This is a genomic window from Streptomyces sp. NPDC101776, assembly GCF_044766845.1.
Lineage (GTDB): Bacteria > Actinomycetota > Actinomycetes > Streptomycetales > Streptomycetaceae > Streptomyces.
The window spans coordinates 711,748-729,909 of the sequence record NZ_JBIWMV010000001.1; the positions used below are offsets into that span (position 1 = coordinate 711,748).

The window sequence follows — 18,162 nt, forward strand, 5'->3', positions numbered from 1 at the left end:
CTTGCGCGTACTACTGACCGGACACCAGGGATATCTGGGCACCGTGATGGCACCCGTCCTCACCGCCGCGGGACACGAGGTCGTCGGCCTCGACTCCGGCCTCTTCGCCGACTCCGTCCTCGGCCCGCAGCCCGCCGACCCGCCCGGCGTGCGGGTGGACCTGCGCGACATCACCGCCGAGCACGTCGCCGGGTTCGACGCCGTGATCCACCTGGCCGCGCTGTCGAACGACCCGCTCGGCTCGCTGGCCCCGGAACTCACCTACGACATCAACCACCACGCGTCCGTACGGCTGGCGAAGCTGGCCCGCGACGCGGGAGTCGGACGCTTCCTGTACGCGTCGACCTGCTCCGTCTACGGCGCCTCCGGCGGCGGCGGTCTGGTGACCGAGGACGCCCCGCTGCGCCCCGTGACGCCGTACGCGGAGTCGAAGGTGCGGGTCGAGGACGACGTGCACGCGCTGGCCGACGACGACTTCACCCCGGTGTTCATGCGCAACGCCACCGCCTTCGGCTTCTCGCCCCGGCTGCGTGCCGACATCGTGCTGAACAACCTGGTGGGCCACGCGCTGCTCTCCGGCGAGGTGCTGGTCCTCTCCGACGGAACCCCCTGGCGCCCACTGGTGCACGCGGCCGACATCGCCCGCGCCTTCACGGCCGCGCTGACCGCGCCGCGCGAGGCGGTGCACGACCGGGCGTTCAACATCGGCAGCGAGGTCAACAACGTCACCGTCGCCGAGATCGCCGAGCAGGTCGCCGAGGCGGTGTCCGGCGCGAAGGTCGTGATCACCGGCGAGAACGGCGCCGACCCACGCTCGTACCGGGTGGACTTCTCCCGCTTCCGCGCCGCGATCCCCGACTTCGACTGCGAGTGGACGGTGAAGCAGGGCGCGCTCGAACTCGCCGACGCCTACCGGAAGTTCGACCTGACCCGGGAGGACTTCGAGCAGCGCTTCACCCGTCTCGCCGTGCTCAAGGCGGCCTCCGAGGCCGGCACCGTCGACGACACCCTGCGGTGGCGCCGATGACCGAAGTCGGCGAGGAGATGCACGCACTGGTGGAGCGGCTGTACCCGCTCTGCCGGAGCATCACCGGCGACGGCGTGCGCGCCACCCTGGACATCGTCGGCGAGTACCTCCCGCTGACCGTGCACGAGGTGCCGACCGGGACCCAGGTCCTCGACTGGACCGTTCCGCAGGAGTGGAACATCCGGGACGCGTACATCGCCGACGCCACTGGCCGGCGGGTCGTCGACTTCGCCGCGTCCAGCCTGCACGTGCTCGGCTACAGCGTGCCGGTGTCGCGGACCATGCCGCTCTCCGAGCTGCGCGCACACCTGCACACGCTGCCGGACCACCCGAACTGGGTGCCGTACCGCACGAGTTACTACAAACCGGAGTGGGGTTTCTGCCTGGCCCAGGAGACCCTGGACGCGCTGCCCGACGGCGACTACGAGGTGCGGATCGACTCCACCCTCGCGGACGGCCACCTCACCTACGCCGAGCACGTCGTCCCCGGACAGGTGGCCGACGAGGTCATCGTCTCCTGCCACACCTGCCATCCGTCACTGGCCAACGACAACCTCGCCGGCATCGCGGTCGCGACCTTCCTGGCCCGCGCGCTGGCCCAGCAAACGCCGTACTACACCTACCGGTTCATCTACGCGCCCGGCACCATCGGGGCGATCACGTGGCTGGCCCGCAACGCGGAGCGGATCGACCGGGTCAAGCACGGGCTCGTGCTGGCCTGCGCCGGAGACACGGGTCAACTGACGTACAAGCAGAGCAGGCGCGGCGACGCGGAGATCGACCTGGTGCTGCGGCACGTGCTGAAGGCGTCCGAACGCCCGCACCACGTCAACGAGTTCACCCCGTACGGGTACGACGAGCGGCAGTACTGCTCACCCGGGTTCAACCTCGGTGTGGGCTCGCTCAGCCGGACCCCGTACGCGGGCTACCCCGAGTACCACACCTCGGCGGACAACCCGGACTTCGTCTCCCCGGAGGCGATGGCGGACACCCTCGCCGTCTGCCGCGAGGCGTTCACCGTTCTCGACCGCAACCGGCGCTACCTCAACCTCAGCCCTTACGGCGAACCGCAGTTGGGCCGGCGCGGGTTGTACGACGCGCTCGGCGGTCGCAGCGACACCAAGCAGGCGCAGATGGCCATGCTCTGGGTGCTCAACCTCTCCGACGGCGAGCACAGTCTGCTGGACGTCGCCGAGCGGTCCGGGCTGCCCTTCGACAGCGTCGCCGGTGCGGCCGACGCCCTGCACGAGGCCGGACTGATCAAGACATGACATCGACGACCACCGACGGGGAGAAGGCGGCGCCGGTCCGGTCCGCCAAGCGGGCCCTCGTCGGCCGGCTCTCCTGGGGACTGGCCGACCAGGCGGCCTCCAGCATCAGCAACTTCGCGGTGGGCATCTACGTGGCCCGCTCGCTCGGGGTCACCGCGTTCGGCGTGTTCAGCCTCGCCTGGGTGACCTACGGCGTGGTGCTCAACGTCTCCCGGGGCCTGGCCACCGACCCGCTCGTGGTGCGCTTCAGCGGGGTGCCGCAGGCGTCCTGGCGCGGGGCGGTGGCCCGGTCGACGGGTACCGCGCTCTGCGTCGGTACGGCCCTCGGCGTGCTCTGCCTGGCGGCCGGGCTCGGGCTCGGCGGCCGGGTCGGGCCCGCCTTCGCCGCCCTCGGTCTGATGATGCCGGGGCTGCTGCTCCAGGACGCCTGGCGGTTCTCGTTCTTCGCCGCGGGCGACGGGCGCAAGGCGTTCGTCAACGACATCGTGTGGGGCATCGCGCTCATCCCCGCCATGGTCGTGGCGGCCCATGTCGACACCGTGGCCGCCTTCGTGCTCGCCTGGGGCGCGTCCGCCACGGTCGCGGCGGGATACGGCTGTATCCAGTCCGGCATACGGCCCCGCACGGCACAGGCCCGCGGCTGGCTGCGCGAACAGCGCGACCTCGGCTACCGGTACCTCGTCGAGAACGTCAGCCTCAGCGGCGCCAGCCAGCTCCGGGCGTACGGCCTCGGCGTGATCGTCGGAGTGAGCGCGGTCGGCGCGGTGCGCGGCGCCGAACTCCTCCTCGGCCCCTTCCTCGCCGTACTGATGGGCCTCTCGCTGGTCACCGTCCCCGAGGCGGCGCGCGTGCTGCGGCAGGCCCCGCACCGACTGGGCAGGTTCTGCCTCTACCTCGGCGGGGGACAGGCCACCGGAGCGCTGCTCTGGGGCTCGGCACTGCTGCTGATGCCGGGCAGGCTCGGCGAGTTGGCGCTCGGCGACGTCTGGCACTCCTCCTCGCACCTCATCGTGCAGATCACCCTCAGCGTCGCCGGGGCGGGCCTCGGCACGGGCGCGGCGGCCGGACTGCGCGCGCTCGGCGCGGCCCGCCGCAGCCTGCGCTGCCAGCTGTTCGCCTCCGCCTGCTACGTCGGCGGCGGGCTCGGTGGCGCGGCCCTCGGCGACACGTCCGGCTCGGCCTGGGGCGTCGCCGCCGCGACCATCAGCGGCTCGGCCGTGTGGTGGCTGCAACTGCGTTCCGCCCTGCGCGAGCGCCACGGCGAACCCATCCCCGAAGTGAGGACCTCATGACCGACCGACCGCGGCTGAGCATCGGCCTGCCCGTGTACAACGGCGAGGAGTACCTGGCCGAGTCGTTCGACGCCCTCCTCGGCCAGACCTACGAGGACTTCGAACTGGTCGTCTCCGACAACGCCTCGGCCGACGCCACCGAGGACATCTGCCGCAAGTACGCCGCGCAGGACTCGCGTATCCGCTACCTCCGGCTGCCCCGCAACATCGGAGCCACCCCGAACCACAACCACGTATTCGCCGAGTCCCGCGGCGAGTTGTTCAAGTGGGCCTCGCACGACGACCTCTACGGCCGCGACCTGCTGACGCGCTGCATAGAGGCGCTGGACGAGCGGCCGGACGTCATCCTCGCCCACACCGACCAGGCGGTCATCGACGGCGACGGACAGGTGACGGTGCCCTACGAGTACACGCTCGCCACCGGCTCCCCGAGCGCGCCGGAGCGCTTCCGCAGCCTGCTCTTCGAACCGGGCGGCGACGACTTCTACGGAGTCATCCGGGCCGACGTGCTGCGCCGGGTGAAACCGATGGACAGCTACCACCACGCGGACCGCACCTTCGTCGCCGAGATCACCCTGCACGGACGCTTCCACCAGGTGCCGGAACTGCTGTACTTCCGCCGCGACCACCCCACCCGCGCCGAGCGCGCCAACCCCTCCAAGCGCGCCCGCTGCGTCAACCTCGACCCGCGCCGGGCGGGCGTGCTGCACCCGACGCCCCGGCTGCTCGCCGAGTACATCTGGGGCTTCGCGTCCGCGATCCGACGGGCACCGCTGTCCCCGGCCGACCGGCGTGCCTGCTACCGCCACCTGGCCTCGTGGATGACCAGCCGGGTCCGCCCGGGCGTCGGTGAGCGGGTCGAGGACCGCGCCCCCGTCGACCCCGCCCAGCTCACGGTCTCCGTGGACGCCCTCGTCGCCGGCCGCGAGGGGAGGCACGCATGACGTCCGCGCCCCAACAGCTGGTGCGCGTGGGGGTGTTCGGCCTCCTCGGCTCCGGCAACCTCGGCAACGACGGGTCGCTCGAAGCCGTCCTCGGTTACCTCCGCGCCGACCATCCGGACGCGGTCGTGGACGCCTTCTGCGGCGGGCCCGAGGCCGTGACGGCACGGTTCGGGATCCCCGCCACCCGCATGCACTGGAACCGCGCCGAGTACCGCACCGCGTCCCGCCTGGGCTCGATCGCGTCGAAGGGCCTGGGCAAGTTCGTCGACATCTTCCGCACCGCCGCCTGGGTACGCCGCCACGACGTGGTGATCGTGCCGGGCATGGGCGTCCTGGAAGCCACCCTGCCGCTACGGCCCTGGGGCTTCCCGTACTCCCTGTTCCTGCTCTGCGCGAGCGGCCGACTGACGGGCACGCGCGTCGCGTTGGTCAGCGTCGGCGCCGCCGAGATCCGCAACCGGCCCACCTGCGCCCTGGTCCGCTGGTCGGGCCGCCTGGCCGCCTACCGCTCCTACCGGGACGCGCAGTCCCGGGACGCGATGCGGGCGATGGGCGTGAACACCGCGCGCGACGAGGTGTATCCGGACCTGGCGTTCTCCCTGCCGGCCCCGCCCGCGAGCGCGCCCTCGGACGCGCCGGGCACGGTCTGCGTCGGCGTCATGGACTTCCACGGCGGCAACGACGACCGCGCCCGCGCCGACGAGATCTACCGGCGCTATCTCGACGGCACGATCCGGTTCGTCCGCACGCTCGTCGAGGAGGGCAGACCGGTCCGGCTGCTCACCGGCGACCAGTGCGATGCGACGGTGGTCGCCGCGATCCTCGAAGCGGTGGACTCCCCGCTGGTCACCGCCGCCGAACCGGCCTCGCTGGACGACCTGATGAACGAGATGGTCGCCGCCGACACCGTGGTGGCGGTCCGCTACCACAACCTGATCTGCGCGCTGAAGACCGGAACGCCGGTGCTCGCGCTCAGCTACGCGGCGAAGAGCGACGCGCTCATGGAGCGGATGGGCCTCGGCGCGTACTGCCACCCGGCGCGCGAGGTCGACGCCGACCGGTTGCTGGAGCAATTCCGGGCGCTGGAGAAGCGAGCGCCCGAACTGCGGGGGACCCTCACCGAGCGGAACCAGGCCGCCGCACGCCAACTCCAGGACCAGTTCAGCTCGTTGACCGCGGCCGTGTTCCCCGCGACCGGCCATATCCACGCCCACCCCCGCCAGGAGTCTCCATGAAAGCGACCGAAGTCCCGGAGATCGCGGGGGCGTTCCTCTTCGAGCCGACGCCGTACGCCGACGAACGCGGTTTCTTCTGCCGCACGTTCGACGCCGACGTGGTCCGCTCGGTGGGCCTGGACCCGGACGCCTTCGTCCAGGACAGCCTGTCCCGCTCGGTCCGGGGCGTGGTGCGCGGTCTGCACCTGCGATCCGGCGCGGGCGAGGCCAAGTTGGTGCGGTGCTCGTACGGGCGGATCTTCGACGTCGTCGTGGACCTGCGGCCGGATTCTCCGACCTACCGCAGTTGGACTTCCTTTGAACTCACAGGAGAATCACAACCAACTCTTTACATTCCCGCGGGATGCGCGCACGGTTTTCAGGCACTGACCGACACCGCAGACACCTCGTACCGGATCGACCGCCCGCACGATCCGACCGAGGACGTGACCATCGCCTTCGATGACCCGGAGCTGGCCATTCCCTGGCCGCTGCCGGTGGCATTGATGTCCCAACGGGACCGTGAGGCGCCGAGCCTCGCCGAGGTCCTGAAGCACAGAGAAAGTTGAGGTCCCCGTGGACACCGAAGAGCTTCACCTGCCCCTGTCGCGGACAGCCAACGAGCGGCTGCACGCCATGATTCCCGGGGGCGCTCACACCTACGCCAAGGGCGACGACCAGTACCCCGAGAACCTGGCCCCGGTCATCAGCCACGGCAGCGGTGCCCACGTGTGGGACGTAGACGGCAACCGGTACATCGAGTACGGCTCCGGCCTCCGGTCGGTCAGCCTCGGTCACGCCCACCCGCGCGTGATCGAGGCGGTGCGGCGGGAACTCGGCCGCGGCAGCAACTTCGTCCGGCCGTCCATCGTGGAGGTCGAGGCCGCCGAACGCTTCCTCGCCACCGTGCCGACCGCCGAGATGGTGAAGTTCGCGAAGAACGGCTCCGACGCCACCTCCGCCGCGGTCCGCCTGGCCCGCGCCGCCACCGGCCGCTCACGGGTGGCCCTCTGCTCCGACCATCCGTTCTTCTCCGTCGACGACTGGTTCATCGGCACCACCCCGATGTCCGCCGGCATCCCGTCGACGACCACCGAACTCATCGCGACCTTCCCCTACGGCGACCTGGCCGCCACGGAGGAGATGCTCGCCAGGTACCCGGACGAGATCGCCTGCCTGATCCTCGAACCCGCCACCCACACCGAGCCGCCGCCCGGCTACCTCGCCGGCCTGCGCGAACTGGCCGACCGGCACGGCTGCGTCCTGATCTTCGACGAGATGATCACCGGCTTCCGCTGGTCCGAGGCGGGCGCCCAGGGCCTCTACGGCGTCGTCCCCGACCTCTCCACGTTCGGCAAGGCGCTGGGCAACGGCTTCGCCGTCTCCGCGCTGGCCGGGCGCCGCGACCTGATGGAGCGGGGCGGGCTGCGCGACACCGGCGACCGCGACCGGGTGTTCCTGCTGTCCACCACGCACGGAGCGGAGACGCACTCCCTGGCCGCCGCGATGGCCGTACAGACCACGTACGTCGAGGAGGGCATCACCGCGCGGCTGCACACCCTCGGCGAGCGGCTGGCCGCCGGTGTCCGCGACGCGGCGGCGGCCATGGGCGTCGGCGACCACGTCGTCGTGCGGGGCCGGGCCAGCAACCTGGTCTTCGCCACCCTCGACGAGAACCTCCAGCCGTCGCAGCAGTACCGCACCCTGTTCCTGCGCCGGCTCCTCGCGGGCGGAGTGCTGGCCCCGTCCTTCGTGGTGAGCAGCGCGCTGGAGGACGAGGACATCGACCGCACCGTCGACGTGGTGGCCCAGGCATGTGCCGTGTACCGCAAGGCACTTGACGCCGCCGACCCCACCCCATGGCTGCTCGGACGGCCTGTGAAGCCGGTGTTCCGCCGCCTGGCGTGAGGTGACGTCAGCGGGCTCGCGTAGACCGGCGTGAGGTGATGTCAGAGGGGCTCGCGCCGACCGGCGTCGACCGTCCGTCCGGACGAGCGATCGCCCAGCCGGTCGGCGGTCCGGTCGACCAGCCACGCGGTCGCCGGGATCACCGCCAGCGCGGTGCACCAGCCGCCGAGCGCGTCGGTCGGGTAGTGCGCGCCCAGCCCGACCTCCGCCCAGCCCATGACCGCGCCGGCCACCAGCCCCGCCCCGAGCACGAGTGACGTACCGGCCGTCCTGCCGAGGCCGAGCCGGTCCGTCGCGAACAGCGCCGCCATGAGGGCGAGCGCGGTGGCGAAGGCGGTGTGCCCGCTCGGGTAGGACAGGTTGCCGGGGCCGTGGATGGTACGGCCCACCAGATGCTTGAGCAGCGTGGTCGTCCCCACGGTCGCCCCGGCCCCGGCGACGACGAGCACGGCCGCACGGGGACTTCGCATGAGCAGGCAGCCCACGACACCGGCCACGACCACCAGCGCCGAGCCCGCGGGTTCCCCCAAGAAGTCCAGGGCCAGGGCGACTTGGCGCCACGGCGCCCGCACACTGTCCGCCGTCGGCGGGAAGATCCAGCTGTCCACCGCGCCGGGTGCGCTGTGACCGGCGTACCTGACCCCGAGCGCGACGACCACCAGCGCGGCGAGGACCGCGATCAGGGCGAGCCGGGGGCGCAGTGGCGGGGGCAGCACCGACGACCCACCCGCGTGGTCGGCCTCCAGGCCCTCTCCTGCCGGACGATCCAACGCGAGCCCCCTCGTCGTGTCCCATTCACGAGCCCTCAGCACTCTATCCGTACACGGTCGTGGCCCCCCGGGGCCCGGCATCAGGCGGCGATGGCCTGAAGTCTCGCGTCGCGCGCGTCGATCTCCTCCTACGTGGAGGGCACGATGAGTTCGCCGCCGTCCGTGACGCTGTTCTGGGCGAACTCGACGTAGGGGCGCTGTCGTCGCTCGTACCGCTCGAACGCCATGGTGTGATCGCCGCCCGCGTCGTCGAGTTCCTCGGCCGGGAAGTGCGCGCCGCTGAGAGCCAGTGAGGTGCCGCGGCCGGAGAGCAGCGCCGCGCAGTGCGCGGCGTCGCCGACCAGGGCGACACGGCCTCGGGACCAGGTGGGCATATGGATCTGGCCGACCGAGTCGAAGCAGAACTCGGGATCGGCACGGACCGCGTCGAGCAGTTGCGGGATCTTCCACTCGGTATGTCCCGCGAAGGCGTCCAGGAGGATCTTCTTCTGGGCGTCGAGGTCACGGTGGTCGTGGTCGAGGAGCCCGGAGCGGACGAGGAACACTCCGAACGCCCCGTCCTTGTAGCGGGCGATGCTCGCGAGATGACCGGGGCAGTTGTACAGCGGGTTGGTCCGGTCGGCCCGGGCCTCGGCAGGCAGGTCGGTGAGCGCGACGTAGAGGCCCAGGTGGCGCAGATAGTCACGCTCGGGCCCGAAGGCCGGCCTGCGGGTGACCGAGTGCAGGCCGTCGGCACCCACGACGAGATCGAAGCGTTCGGATCGGCCGGAGACGAAGTGGACGTCGACACCGTCGCCGTCGTCGGCGAGTGCGTCGACGGAGTCGCCGAGGACGAGGTCGGCCGACGCGGGCAGTGCGGCGGCGAGGGTCCGTACGAGGTCCTCGCGCGCGATCTCGATGGCGTCCCCGGAATCGCTCATCTCCTCGACCGGCAGACGGGCGGCCACGGAACCGTCGGCGTGGACGAACACGCCGTGCTCCGCCATCCGGATGCGCTGCTCACGGATCCTGGGCAGCACGCCCGTCCGCTCGGCGCACCCGATGGCGTCGCCGCGGACGTCGATCGGAGCGCCGGCGACCCGCAGGTGCGCGGCGCGTTCGACGAGCGTCACCCGGTGGCCACGACCGGCTGCGAACCGCCGTCCGGGTCCGCCCGTAGACCGCGCAGCAGTACAACCTGCAGCGAGTCCACCGACTCGATGCTCAGGTCGGTGCGGCGGGCGGTCGCCCAGTACATGAGGGAGCCGATGATCGCGTCCGCGACCGCGCCGAAGTGCGCGTCCGGGCGCACCTCCCCGGCCTCGGCCGCCACCTGAAGGCGCTCGACGAACAACGATGCCAAGCCCGACATGGTCGTCGACACCTTTCTACGGCGGCTCGGCGGCCGGTGATGTCGGCGTTGCCTACCGGCCCGAATCCTTGACCCTCGTTCCGCCCTCCGTGATGCTGTGTTGCGGCACGCGCTAAGCGTGCCGTAATGAGCAACGTTCTGCTCAGGGTTTCTCATCAGCGGAGGAGTGGCCATGACGCACCAGGTCCGTGCTGTCGTCGCGCGGGGGAAGGGCGCCCCCGTCAGCCTGGAGACGATCCTCGTCCCCGACCCCGGCCCGGGCGAGGCGCTGGTGAGGGTCGAGGCGTGCGGGGTCTGCCACACCGATCTGCACTACCGCGAGGGCGGCATCAACGACGACTTCCCCTTCCTGCTCGGCCACGAGGCCGCGGGCGTCGTGGAGTCGGTGGGGGAGGGCGTCACCGATGTCGCCCCCGGTGACTTCGTGATCCTCAACTGGCGTGCCGTGTGCGGGAATTGCCGGGCCTGTCGACGCGGCCGGCCGCAGTACTGCTTCAACACCCACAACGCGAAGCAGAAGATGACCCTGCTCGACGGCACCGAACTCGCGCCCGCCCTCGGCATCGGCGCCTTCGCCGAGAAGACCCTGGTCGCCGCGGGACAGTGCACCAAGGTCGACCGGGCCGCATCGGCTGCCGCCGCCGGACTGCTCGGCTGTGGCGTGATGGCCGGCATCGGCGCCGCGATCAACACCGGCAACGTCGGACGTGGTGACACGGTCGCCGTCATCGGCTGCGGCGGTGTCGGCGACGCGGCGATCGCCGGGTCCCGGCTCGCGGGTGCGGCGCGGATCATCGCCGTGGACATCGACGACCGGAAACTGGAGAAGGCCCGCTCGCTGGGCGCCACCCACACGGTCAACTCCAAGGAGTCCGACGCCGTCGAGGCGATCCGCGAGCTGACCGGTGGCTTCGGCGCCGATGTCGTCATCGAGGCGGTCGGCCGCCCGGAGACGTACAAGCAGGCGTTCTACGGCCGTGATCTCGCCGGAACGGTCGTCCTCGTCGGTGTCCCAACCCCGGAGATGAAGCTCGAACTCCCGCTCCTGGACGTCTTCGGACGAGGCGGCGCGCTCAAGTCGTCCTGGTACGGCGACTGCCTGCCCTCCCGCGACTTCCCGATGCTGATCGACCTCTATCTCCAGGGGCGGCTGGATCTGGACGCGTTCGTCACCGAGACCATCGCGCTGGAGGACGTCGAGAAGGCCTTCGAGCGGATGCACGGCGGCGACGTGCTGCGTTCGGTGGTGGTCTTCTGATGGCCGCGCGCATCGAACACCTCGTCACCTCGGGGCAGTTCACGCTCGACGGCGGCACCTGGGACGTCGACAACAACGTGTGGATCGTCGGCGACGACCATGAAGTCGTCGTCATCGACGCCGCGCACGATGCCTCTGCCATCGCGGACGCGATCGGCGACCGCCGCCTGACCGCGATCATCTGCACCCACGCCCACAACGACCACATCGACGCCGCACCCGAACTCGCCGACCGCACCGGCGCTCCGATCTGGCTGCACCCCGACGACCTGCCGCTGTGGAAGCAGACCCACCCCGACCGCGACCCCGACGCGCATCTCGCCGACGGCCAGGTGATCGAGGTCGCGGATGCCGACCTCAGGGTGCTGCACACACCCGGACACGCGCCCGGAGCCGTCTGCCTGTACGCGCCCGCCCTGAACGCCCTCTTCAGCGGTGACACGCTCTTCGCGGGCGGTCCGGGGGCCACGGGGCGGTCGTACTCCCACTTCCCGACCATCGTCGACTCGATCCGGGACCGGCTGCTCGGGCTGCCGGGCGGCACCGTCGTATACACCGGCCATGGGGACACGACCACCGTCGGCGCCGAGGCCCCGCATCTTCAGGAGTGGATCGACCGCGGGTTCTGAGCACTCCCCGGTGTTGCTGATAGCGCACGAGGTTGCGTGAAAAGCAACACTGGGTCAGGGCTTCGCCTGGCCTCTGAACACCTTGACAACGGTTTGGGGCCGCCCTCAAACTGACGTTGCGCTTACCGCAATCCGTTTCGCTATACGCACCGAGGTGTCATGATGATTCCCGCGTGCCTTCTCGTGGATCTGCCGCGAGGCGAGGCCTACCGGCTCGACATCGATCCGCCGGTTTCGGTGTTCCACACCGACGACGGCGAGGTCTTCGCCATCGACGACACGTGCACCCACCAGGACGCCTCGCTCGCGGACGGCTGGCTGGAGGGCTGCGAGGTGGAATGCCCGCTGCACGCTTCGAAGTTCGACCTGCGGACGGGAGCGGTCGACGCCCCGCCGGCCAAGCGCCCGGTGCGTACCCACGAGGTGCTCGTCCAGGACGGCATGATCTACGTCGTGCCGTCCACGGACGCCCCGAACCTGCCGCCCTGCGTCGCGTCCCGGCTCGCCGGAGGACCCGCGTGAGGACCGTGGCCGTGGTGGGCGCCTCGCTGGCCGGCCTGTCGGCGGCACGCTCGCTGCGGAGACAGGGCTACGACGGACGGCTCGTCGTCATCGGTGACGAACCCCATCGCCCGTACGACAGACCGCCGTTGTCCAAGGAGTTCCTCGCCGGGACCCTCGCCGAGGCCGATCTCCTGCTGGAGTCGGACGACGAGGACCTGCGCGCGGAGTGGCTGCTCGGCGCCCGTGCGGTCGGGCTCCAGGTCGACGGCGTGGAGCGGGTGTTGCTCCTCGACGACGGCCGGGAGGTGCGGGCCGACGGGGTCGTCGTCGCGACCGGCGCGGTGGCGCGCAACCTGCCCGGCACGGACGGACTGGCCGGGGTGCACACCCTGCGCACCCTGGACGACGCCCGCGCCCTGCGCGACGAACTCGCCCTGGGCGGAAAGCTGGTGGTGATCGGCGGCGGCTTCATCGGCGCCGAGGTCGCCTCCACGGCGTACGCCCTCGGACTCGACGTGACGGTGATCGAGGCCGCTCCGACCCCGCTCGCGGGACCGCTCGGCGAGACCATGGGCGGAATCGTCTCCGCCCTCCACGAGGCCCACGGCGTACGGCTGTTGTGCGGTGTCGGGGTGAAGGGGCTGAGCGGCGAGACCCGCGTCGACGCCGTGCTGCTGGAGGACGGGCGAACTGTCCCCGCGGACACGGTCGTTGTCGGCGTCGGCGCCCGGCCGTGCGTCGAGTGGCTGGAAGGATCAGGCGTCGAACTCGACAACGGCGTCAAGTGCGGCGCCGACGGCCGGACCACTCTCGCCGGCGTGGTCGCCGTAGGGGACTGTGCCAACTGGTACGACCCGCGGGCGGGTTCGCACCGGCGGGTCGAGCACTGGACCGGGGCGCGGGAGCGGCCCGAGGCGGCCGTGGCCGCGCTGTTGTCGTGGGGTGCGGTGGAGGGCGGGGCGCAACGGCCGCCGTACTTCTGGTCGGACCAGTACGGCGTGAAGATCCAGTTCGCCGGTCACGCCGCCGGTGCCGACAGTGTGACCGTCGAGGAGGGCGCCCCGGGCGACCGCAGTTTCCTCGCCGTCTACCGGTGTGCCGGGCAGCCGGTCGCCGTGCTCGCGATGAACCAGCCGCGGCTGTTCATGAGGTGGCGCAAACAGCTTGCCGCCACGGTGAGTTGACCGTAACTACGCCGTCCGGAGTCGTTCGTCCCGGCGCGTGAATGACCGATCCACGACGTTCTCCGAGGAGTGCACTGTGACCTCGACCAGCCTGCCGGACAGCCTGATCGCCACCCTGCCCGGCTCCTCCTACACGGACCCGGGCCTCTTCGCCCAGGAACAGGAGCACATCTTCGAGACGATGTGGTTCTGCGCCGTGCGCTCCTCCGAACTCGCCAGACCGGGCGCCTTCCGGACCGTCGACGTGGGCCGCGAGAGCATCCTCGTCACGCGGGCCCGCGACAACTCGATACGCGCCTACTTCAACGTCTGCCGGCACCGGGGCGCCAAGCTCTGCACCGAGGAGACCGGCGAGGTCAAACGCGCCTTCCAATGCCCGTACCACGCCTGGACGTACGACCTGAACGGCAAGCTCGTCGCGGCGCCCAACCTCACCAAGATGCCGGACGTCGGCCGTACCGAGTTCGGGCTGGTGAGTGTCGCCGTCCGGGAGTGGCTCGGCTATGTGTGGGTCAACCTGGCGGAGAACCCGCCGTCGTTCGACGAGGACGTCATCAGCGAGGTCGTCACCCGGCTCGGCGACGTGGAGTCGCTGGAGCACTACGACATCGACCACCTCTCGGTGGGCCGGCGCATCGTCTACGACGTCAAGGCCAACTGGAAGCTCATCATCGAGAACTTCATGGAGTGCTACCACTGCGCCACGATCCACCCCGAACTCACCGAGGTGCTACCGGAGTTCGCGGACGGCTACGCGGCCCAGTACTACGTCGGCCACGGCGCGGAGTTCGGTGAGGAGGTGCGGGGATTCACCGTGGACGGCTCGGAGGGGCTCGACCGCATCCCGGGGGTGAGCGAGGACCAGGACCGCCGCTACTACGCGATCACCATCAAGCCGCAGGTGTTCATCAACCTCGTCCCCGACCACGTGATCTTCCACCGGATGTACCCGGTGGCCGTCGACCGCACGATCGTCGAGTGCGACTGGCTCTATCTTCCGCACGTCGTCGAGAGCGGCAAGGACGTCAGCCGGTCCGTGGAACTCTTCGACCGGGTCAACCGGCAGGACTTCGAGGCGTGCGAGCGCACGCAGCCCGGGATGGGCTCCCGGATGTACGCCAAGGGCGGGGTGCTGGTGCCCAGCGAGCACCACATCGGCGCCTTCCACGACTGGGTGAACGAGCGCCTGGGGATCAACCCGGGGTGACTCGGCCCAATCAGCCCGCGGGGCCGGTCGAGTTGAGTGTGCTCAGCCCAGGTAGCCCATGCGGTGGCTGATCTCCTCGGCGCCCTTGACCAGCACCGGGGCGAGTTCGTGCAGCCGCTCCTCGGTGAACCGGTAGGCCGGTCCCGAGGCGCTCACCGCGGCGATGACCTCGCCGTCGCGGTTGCGTACCGGCGCGGCCACGGCGTGCAGCCCGAGCTCCAACTCCTCCAGCGTCCAGGCGTATCCGCGCTCCCGGGCCTCGGCGAGGTTCTTCTCCAGCTTCGTCTTCGAGGTCAGCGTGCGCGGGGTCACCTTCTTCAGGCCGGCCTCCGTGAGCAGCGCGGCGCGCTCCTTGGCGGGCAGGTGGGCCAGCAGGACCTTGCCGCTGGAGGTCGCGTGCAACGGGGTCAGTTCGCCCACCCAGTTGTGCGCGGTGACGGCGCCGGGGCCGCGCACCTCGTACAGGTTGATCGCGTACTGCTCCTGCATGACCGCGATGTTGACGGTCTCGCCGATCTCCTCGGCGAGGCGCTCGCAGACCGGGCGGCCCTGCTGGGTGATGTCGATGCGCCCGGTGACCGCACCGGCCAGCCGCACGATCCCGAAGCCGAGCCGGTACTTGCCGCGCTCGCCCGCCTGCTCGACCAACCCGCGCGCCTCCAGCGCCCCGAGCAGCCGGAACGCGGTCGACTTGTGAACCTCGATCTCGCCGGCCACCTCACTGACACCGGCCTCGCCACGCTGGGCCAGGATCTCCAGCACGCTGATGGCACGGTCCACGGACTGGACTCCGCCGGACTGCGAACCTGTCGTTTCAGTATCTGGACTGTAGTTGCTCACAGCGAAACTATACGCGCAGGGCGGTACAACGTGTTTACTGCCGGGACTTTGATCAGGCCCTTTCGCCTGGTAAGGGGCGGTGCGTGCACCGGCTCACCGAGCCCCGGTATGCCGGGCCGATGGCGGCAGTTGACCGACCGCCCGCTGCCAGGCGGCCTCCACTGCCGAGCGGGCCTGTGCGGTGGCCGCGGTGATGTCCCCGGTGAGGTGGACGGGTTCGCCGAGGTGGACATGGAGGTCGGGGCGGCGCAGCGGCGCGGTGAGGACACCGGCGAGCTGCTTCACCCGGCCGCCGGAGACGATCCGGCGGGCACCGGCGTGGCCGAGCGGGACGACGGGTGCGCCGGTGGTGAGGGCGAGCCGGGCCAGGCCGGTGCGGAAGGTGCCGGGTCCGCGGTCCCCGGAGTCCCGGCGGCGGGGGAGTCCGCCCTCGGGGTAGATCACCACGACCCGGCCGACGGCGAGGGCCTCGGCCGCCAGATCCAGGGCCGCCGCCGCGCTACGGCTGCCCCGGCGTACCGGTATGTGGCCCTCGCGGGTGAGCCGGCGCCCGAGGACGGGGACCTTCCACAGCCCCGCGGTGGCGAGCACGACCGGCTCGACGCCCAGCCGGTGCAGCGCGGCCAGGACGAGTCCGGGATCGGCCAGGGCGGTGTGGTTGGGCGCGACGATACTGCCGGGCGCGACGGTGTCGACCGCTCCGGTGGTCACCGTCAGACGGCCGAGGAGGGGGACGACGGTACGGGCGAAGGCGCTGAGCACGTGCTGCTGACTCTCTGATCTGCCGGTGGTGCGCTGTGTGCGGACGAGTCGTATCGTCACGCGGCCGGGCGGCGCGGGCATGAGTACGCGTACTCACAAACGGTTCCGTACCGGCGAAACAGTGCGGAAACCTGCGTCTCCAGGTTGCGTGGCGCGCAACCTGGTGCGTATAGCGGTACTCGTATTAGCATGCCTCGCGTATCTACGGCGCGAGCGAGACGAGAGATCATGGCTCCCCTGCAATACGACTTCGTCATCGTCGGCGGTGGATCAGCCGGCAGCGCACTGGCGAACCGGCTCTCCGCGGACCCGGCCCACCAGGTGCTGGTCCTGGAGGCCGGCCGGCCCGACTATCCGTGGGACGTCTTCATCCACATGCCGGCCGCGCTGACCTATCCGATCGGCAGCCGGTTCTACGACTGGAAGTACGAGTCCGAACCCGAACCGCACATGGGCGACCGGCGCGTCTACCACGCGCGCGGCAAGGTGCTGGGCGGTTCCAGCAGCATCAACGGCATGATCTTCCAGCGCGGCAACCCCATGGACTACGAACGCTGGGCCGCCGACGCCGGCATGGAGAGCTGGGACTACGCGCACTGTCTGCCGTACTTCCGGCGGATGGAGAATTGCCTCGCGGCCGATCCCGACGACGAGTTCCGCGGCCACGACGGCCCGCTCGTGCTCGAACGCGGACCCGCCGCCAACCCGTTGTTCGGCGCGTTCCTCAACGCCGTGCAGGAAGCGGGCTATCCGCGTACCGACGACGTCAACGGCTATCAGCAGGAGGGCTTCGCGCCCTTCGACCGCAACGTCAGCCGGGGGCGCCGGCTCTCCGCCTCCAAGGCGTACCTGAAGCCCGTACGCAAGCGGCCCAACCTCACCGTCACCACCCGCGCGATGGTCACCCGCGTCCTCTTCGAGGGCAAGAAGGCCGTCGGCGTCGAGTACCGGCACCGCGGCAAGGTCCAGCAGGTGCGCGCCCGCGAGGTCATCCTCTGCGGCGGCGCCATCAACTCCCCCCAGTTGCTTCAGCTTTCGGGCGTCGGCAACGCGGAGGAGCTGAGTGCGCTCGGCATCGACGTCGTCCACGACCTGCCGGGCGTCGGCGAGAACATGCAGGACCATCTGGAGGTGTACATCCAGTACGCCTGCAAGCAACCCGTCTCCATGCAGCCGTACATGGCGAAGTGGCGCGCCCCCTTCATCGGCCTGCAATGGCTCTTCCGCAAGGGCCCCGCCGCGACGAACCACTTCGAGGCGGGCGGGTTCGCCCGCAGCAACGAAGACGTCGACTATCCCAACCTGATGTTCCACTTCCTGCCCATCGCGGTCCGCTACGACGGCTCGTCGCCGGCCGGCGGCCACGGGTACCAGGTGCACGTCGGGCCCATGTACTCCGACGCGATCGGCTCGGTGAAGATCAAGAGCAAAGATCCGCTGGAGCATCCGGCGCTGCGCTTCAACTACCTGTCCACGGAGCAGGACCGGCGAGAATGGGTCGAGTCGATCCGGGTCGCCCGCAAGCTGCTCAACCAGCCGGCGATGGCTCCGTACAACGACGGGGAGATCTCGCCCGGGCCGTCCGTGGAGAGCGACGAGGAGATCCTCGCGTGGGTCGCCAAGGAGGGCGAGACCGCTCTGCATCCGTCCTGCACGTGCAAGATGGGCACGGACGAGATGGCTGTCGTGGACCCCGCGAGCATGCGGGTGCACGGGGTGGAGGGGCTGCGGGTCGTGGACGCGTCGGTGATGCCGTACGTGACCAACGGGAACATCTACGCGCCGGTGATGATGATCGCGGAGAAGGCGGCGGACCTGATCCTGGGGAAGGAGCCGCCGGCTCCGTCCGCGGCGGTGTACTACCGGCACCGTGACGCCCTGGGGGCTCCGCCCCCAGACCCCCGTCGGCCCTGAAGGGGCCTCGTCCTCAAACGCCGGACGGGCTGGATACAGGCGGCCTGTGTTGGCAGGGCGCCGGACGGGCTGGATGATGCCCGCCGG

The 18,162-nt window shown here is 70.7% G+C and carries 18 protein-coding genes; 13 read left to right on the plus strand and 5 right to left on the minus strand.

The features are described from left to right. Position 1 precedes the first annotated feature (1 nt). The 7 genes from ACIRRY_RS03100 to ACIRRY_RS03130 are packed head-to-tail and all read left to right on the plus strand — an operon-like array spanning position 2 to position 7,656. Positions 2 to 1,027: an NAD-dependent epimerase/dehydratase family protein gene (locus ACIRRY_RS03100; RefSeq protein ID WP_403968334.1), complete on the plus strand. Its 1,026-nt coding sequence runs from the start codon at positions 2 to 4 to the stop codon at positions 1,025 to 1,027. Beyond that, complete coding sequence (locus ACIRRY_RS03105) at positions 1,024 to 2,298, plus strand: DUF4910 domain-containing protein (protein ID WP_403967289.1); 1,275 nt, start codon at positions 1,024 to 1,026, stop codon at positions 2,296 to 2,298. Before ACIRRY_RS03100 ends, ACIRRY_RS03105 begins: the two co-directional genes overlap by 4 nt. Then, positions 2,295 to 3,590, plus strand: a complete 1,296-nt coding sequence (locus ACIRRY_RS03110) for a hypothetical protein (protein WP_403967291.1) — start codon at positions 2,295 to 2,297, stop codon at positions 3,588 to 3,590. Before ACIRRY_RS03105 ends, ACIRRY_RS03110 begins: the two co-directional genes overlap by 4 nt. Continuing rightward, on the plus strand, positions 3,587 to 4,534 hold the full coding sequence (locus ACIRRY_RS03115; protein WP_403967293.1) for a glycosyltransferase family 2 protein: 948 nt from the start codon (positions 3,587 to 3,589) through the stop codon (positions 4,532 to 4,534). Before ACIRRY_RS03110 ends, ACIRRY_RS03115 begins: the two co-directional genes overlap by 4 nt. Then, positions 4,531 to 5,769 carry a polysaccharide pyruvyl transferase family protein gene (locus ACIRRY_RS03120; RefSeq protein WP_403967295.1) on the plus strand — a complete coding sequence of 413 codons (1,239 nt, stop codon included), beginning with the start codon at positions 4,531 to 4,533 and terminating at the stop codon, positions 5,767 to 5,769. Before ACIRRY_RS03115 ends, ACIRRY_RS03120 begins: the two co-directional genes overlap by 4 nt. Beyond that, the gene (gene rfbC, locus ACIRRY_RS03125; protein ID WP_403967296.1) at positions 5,766 to 6,317 is read left to right on the plus strand and encodes a dTDP-4-dehydrorhamnose 3,5-epimerase; all 552 of its coding nucleotides are present in this window, start codon (positions 5,766 to 5,768) and stop codon (positions 6,315 to 6,317) included. The genes ACIRRY_RS03120 and rfbC overlap by 4 nt, the downstream gene beginning before the upstream one ends. A gap of 7 nt (positions 6,318 to 6,324) precedes the next feature. Then, entirely contained in the window at positions 6,325 to 7,656 is a 1,332-nt protein-coding gene (locus ACIRRY_RS03130) for a glutamate-1-semialdehyde 2,1-aminomutase (RefSeq protein ID WP_403967298.1), read from the plus strand. A gap of 41 nt (positions 7,657 to 7,697) precedes the next feature. Here the strand turns inward: ACIRRY_RS03130 and ACIRRY_RS03135 are convergent, their stop codons facing one another. The 3 genes from ACIRRY_RS03135 to ACIRRY_RS03145 all read right to left on the minus strand — a co-directional run bounded on the left by ACIRRY_RS03135 (position 7,698) and on the right by ACIRRY_RS03145 (position 9,777). Next, positions 7,698 to 8,426, minus strand: coding sequence for a phosphatase PAP2 family protein (locus ACIRRY_RS03135; RefSeq protein ID WP_403967300.1), 729 nt, complete (start codon positions 8,424 to 8,426; stop codon positions 7,698 to 7,700). A gap of 128 nt (positions 8,427 to 8,554) precedes the next feature. Continuing rightward, positions 8,555 to 9,538, minus strand: coding sequence for a monooxygenase (locus tag ACIRRY_RS03140; protein ID WP_403967302.1), 984 nt, complete (start codon positions 9,536 to 9,538; stop codon positions 8,555 to 8,557). Beyond that, complete coding sequence (locus ACIRRY_RS03145; protein ID WP_403967304.1) at positions 9,535 to 9,777, minus strand: hypothetical protein; 243 nt, start codon at positions 9,775 to 9,777, stop codon at positions 9,535 to 9,537. Before ACIRRY_RS03145 ends, ACIRRY_RS03140 begins: the two co-directional genes overlap by 4 nt. Before the next feature lie 172 nt (positions 9,778 to 9,949). Between ACIRRY_RS03145 and ACIRRY_RS03150 the strand changes: the two genes are divergently transcribed. The 5 genes from ACIRRY_RS03150 (at position 9,950) to ACIRRY_RS03170 (ending at position 14,559) form a co-directional block, all read left to right on the plus strand. After that, positions 9,950 to 11,035, plus strand: a complete 1,086-nt coding sequence (locus tag ACIRRY_RS03150; RefSeq protein WP_403967306.1) for an S-(hydroxymethyl)mycothiol dehydrogenase — start codon at positions 9,950 to 9,952, stop codon at positions 11,033 to 11,035. Further along, a complete protein-coding gene (locus ACIRRY_RS03155) occupies positions 11,035 to 11,664 on the plus strand; it encodes an MBL fold metallo-hydrolase (protein WP_403967308.1) in 630 nt (209 codons plus the stop codon). The genes ACIRRY_RS03150 and ACIRRY_RS03155 overlap by 1 nt, the downstream gene beginning before the upstream one ends. A 159-nt stretch (positions 11,665 to 11,823) precedes the next feature. Continuing rightward, a complete protein-coding gene (locus tag ACIRRY_RS03160) occupies positions 11,824 to 12,186 on the plus strand; it encodes a bifunctional 3-phenylpropionate/cinnamic acid dioxygenase ferredoxin subunit (RefSeq protein ID WP_019069625.1) in 363 nt (120 codons plus the stop codon). After that, positions 12,183 to 13,352: an NAD(P)/FAD-dependent oxidoreductase gene (locus ACIRRY_RS03165; RefSeq protein WP_403967310.1), complete on the plus strand. Its 1,170-nt coding sequence runs from the start codon at positions 12,183 to 12,185 to the stop codon at positions 13,350 to 13,352. The genes ACIRRY_RS03160 and ACIRRY_RS03165 overlap by 4 nt, the downstream gene beginning before the upstream one ends. A 76-nt stretch (positions 13,353 to 13,428) precedes the next feature. After that, positions 13,429 to 14,559: an aromatic ring-hydroxylating dioxygenase subunit alpha gene (locus ACIRRY_RS03170; protein WP_403967312.1), complete on the plus strand. Its 1,131-nt coding sequence runs from the start codon at positions 13,429 to 13,431 to the stop codon at positions 14,557 to 14,559. Positions 14,560 to 14,601: 42 nt separating this feature from the next. Here the strand turns inward: ACIRRY_RS03170 and ACIRRY_RS03175 are convergent, their stop codons facing one another. Both ACIRRY_RS03175 and ACIRRY_RS03180 read right to left on the minus strand, forming a co-directional pair. Beyond that, on the minus strand, positions 14,602 to 15,399 hold the full coding sequence (locus ACIRRY_RS03175) for an IclR family transcriptional regulator (protein ID WP_403967314.1): 798 nt from the start codon (positions 15,397 to 15,399) through the stop codon (positions 14,602 to 14,604). A 93-nt stretch (positions 15,400 to 15,492) separates the two neighbouring features. Then, positions 15,493 to 16,161, minus strand: coding sequence for a lysophospholipid acyltransferase family protein (locus tag ACIRRY_RS03180; protein ID WP_403968336.1), 669 nt, complete (start codon positions 16,159 to 16,161; stop codon positions 15,493 to 15,495). Positions 16,162 to 16,389: 228 nt separating this feature from the next. Here ACIRRY_RS03180 and betA point away from each other — a divergent pair, with 228 nt between their 5' ends. Continuing rightward, a complete protein-coding gene (gene betA, locus ACIRRY_RS03185; protein ID WP_403967316.1) occupies positions 16,390 to 18,075 on the plus strand; it encodes a choline dehydrogenase in 1,686 nt (561 codons plus the stop codon). Positions 18,076 to 18,162 lie beyond the last annotated feature (87 nt).

Bases quoted from the DNA above. Each gene is read 5' to 3' on its own strand.
- ACIRRY_RS03105 (WP_403967289.1), top strand. From the start codon at position 1,024: ATGACCGAAGTCGGCGAGGAGATGCACGCACTGGTGGAGCGGCTGTAC.
- ACIRRY_RS03110 (WP_403967291.1), top strand. From the start codon at position 2,295: ATGACATCGACGACCACCGACGGGGAGAAGGCGGCGCCGGTCCGGTCC.
- ACIRRY_RS03115 (WP_403967293.1), top strand. From the start codon at position 3,587: ATGACCGACCGACCGCGGCTGAGCATCGGCCTGCCCGTGTACAACGGC.
- ACIRRY_RS03120 (WP_403967295.1), top strand. From the start codon at position 4,531: ATGACGTCCGCGCCCCAACAGCTGGTGCGCGTGGGGGTGTTCGGCCTC.
- rfbC (WP_403967296.1), top strand. From the start codon at position 5,766: ATGAAAGCGACCGAAGTCCCGGAGATCGCGGGGGCGTTCCTCTTCGAG.
- ACIRRY_RS03145 (WP_403967304.1), bottom strand. From the start codon at position 9,777: ATGTCGGGCTTGGCATCGTTGTTCGTCGAGCGCCTTCAGGTGGCGGCC.
- ACIRRY_RS03150 (WP_403967306.1), top strand. From the start codon at position 9,950: ATGACGCACCAGGTCCGTGCTGTCGTCGCGCGGGGGAAGGGCGCCCCC.
- ACIRRY_RS03155 (WP_403967308.1), top strand. From the start codon at position 11,035: ATGGCCGCGCGCATCGAACACCTCGTCACCTCGGGGCAGTTCACGCTC.
- ACIRRY_RS03160 (WP_019069625.1), top strand. From the start codon at position 11,824: ATGATGATTCCCGCGTGCCTTCTCGTGGATCTGCCGCGAGGCGAGGCC.
- betA (WP_403967316.1), top strand. From the start codon at position 16,390: ATGGCTCCCCTGCAATACGACTTCGTCATCGTCGGCGGTGGATCAGCC.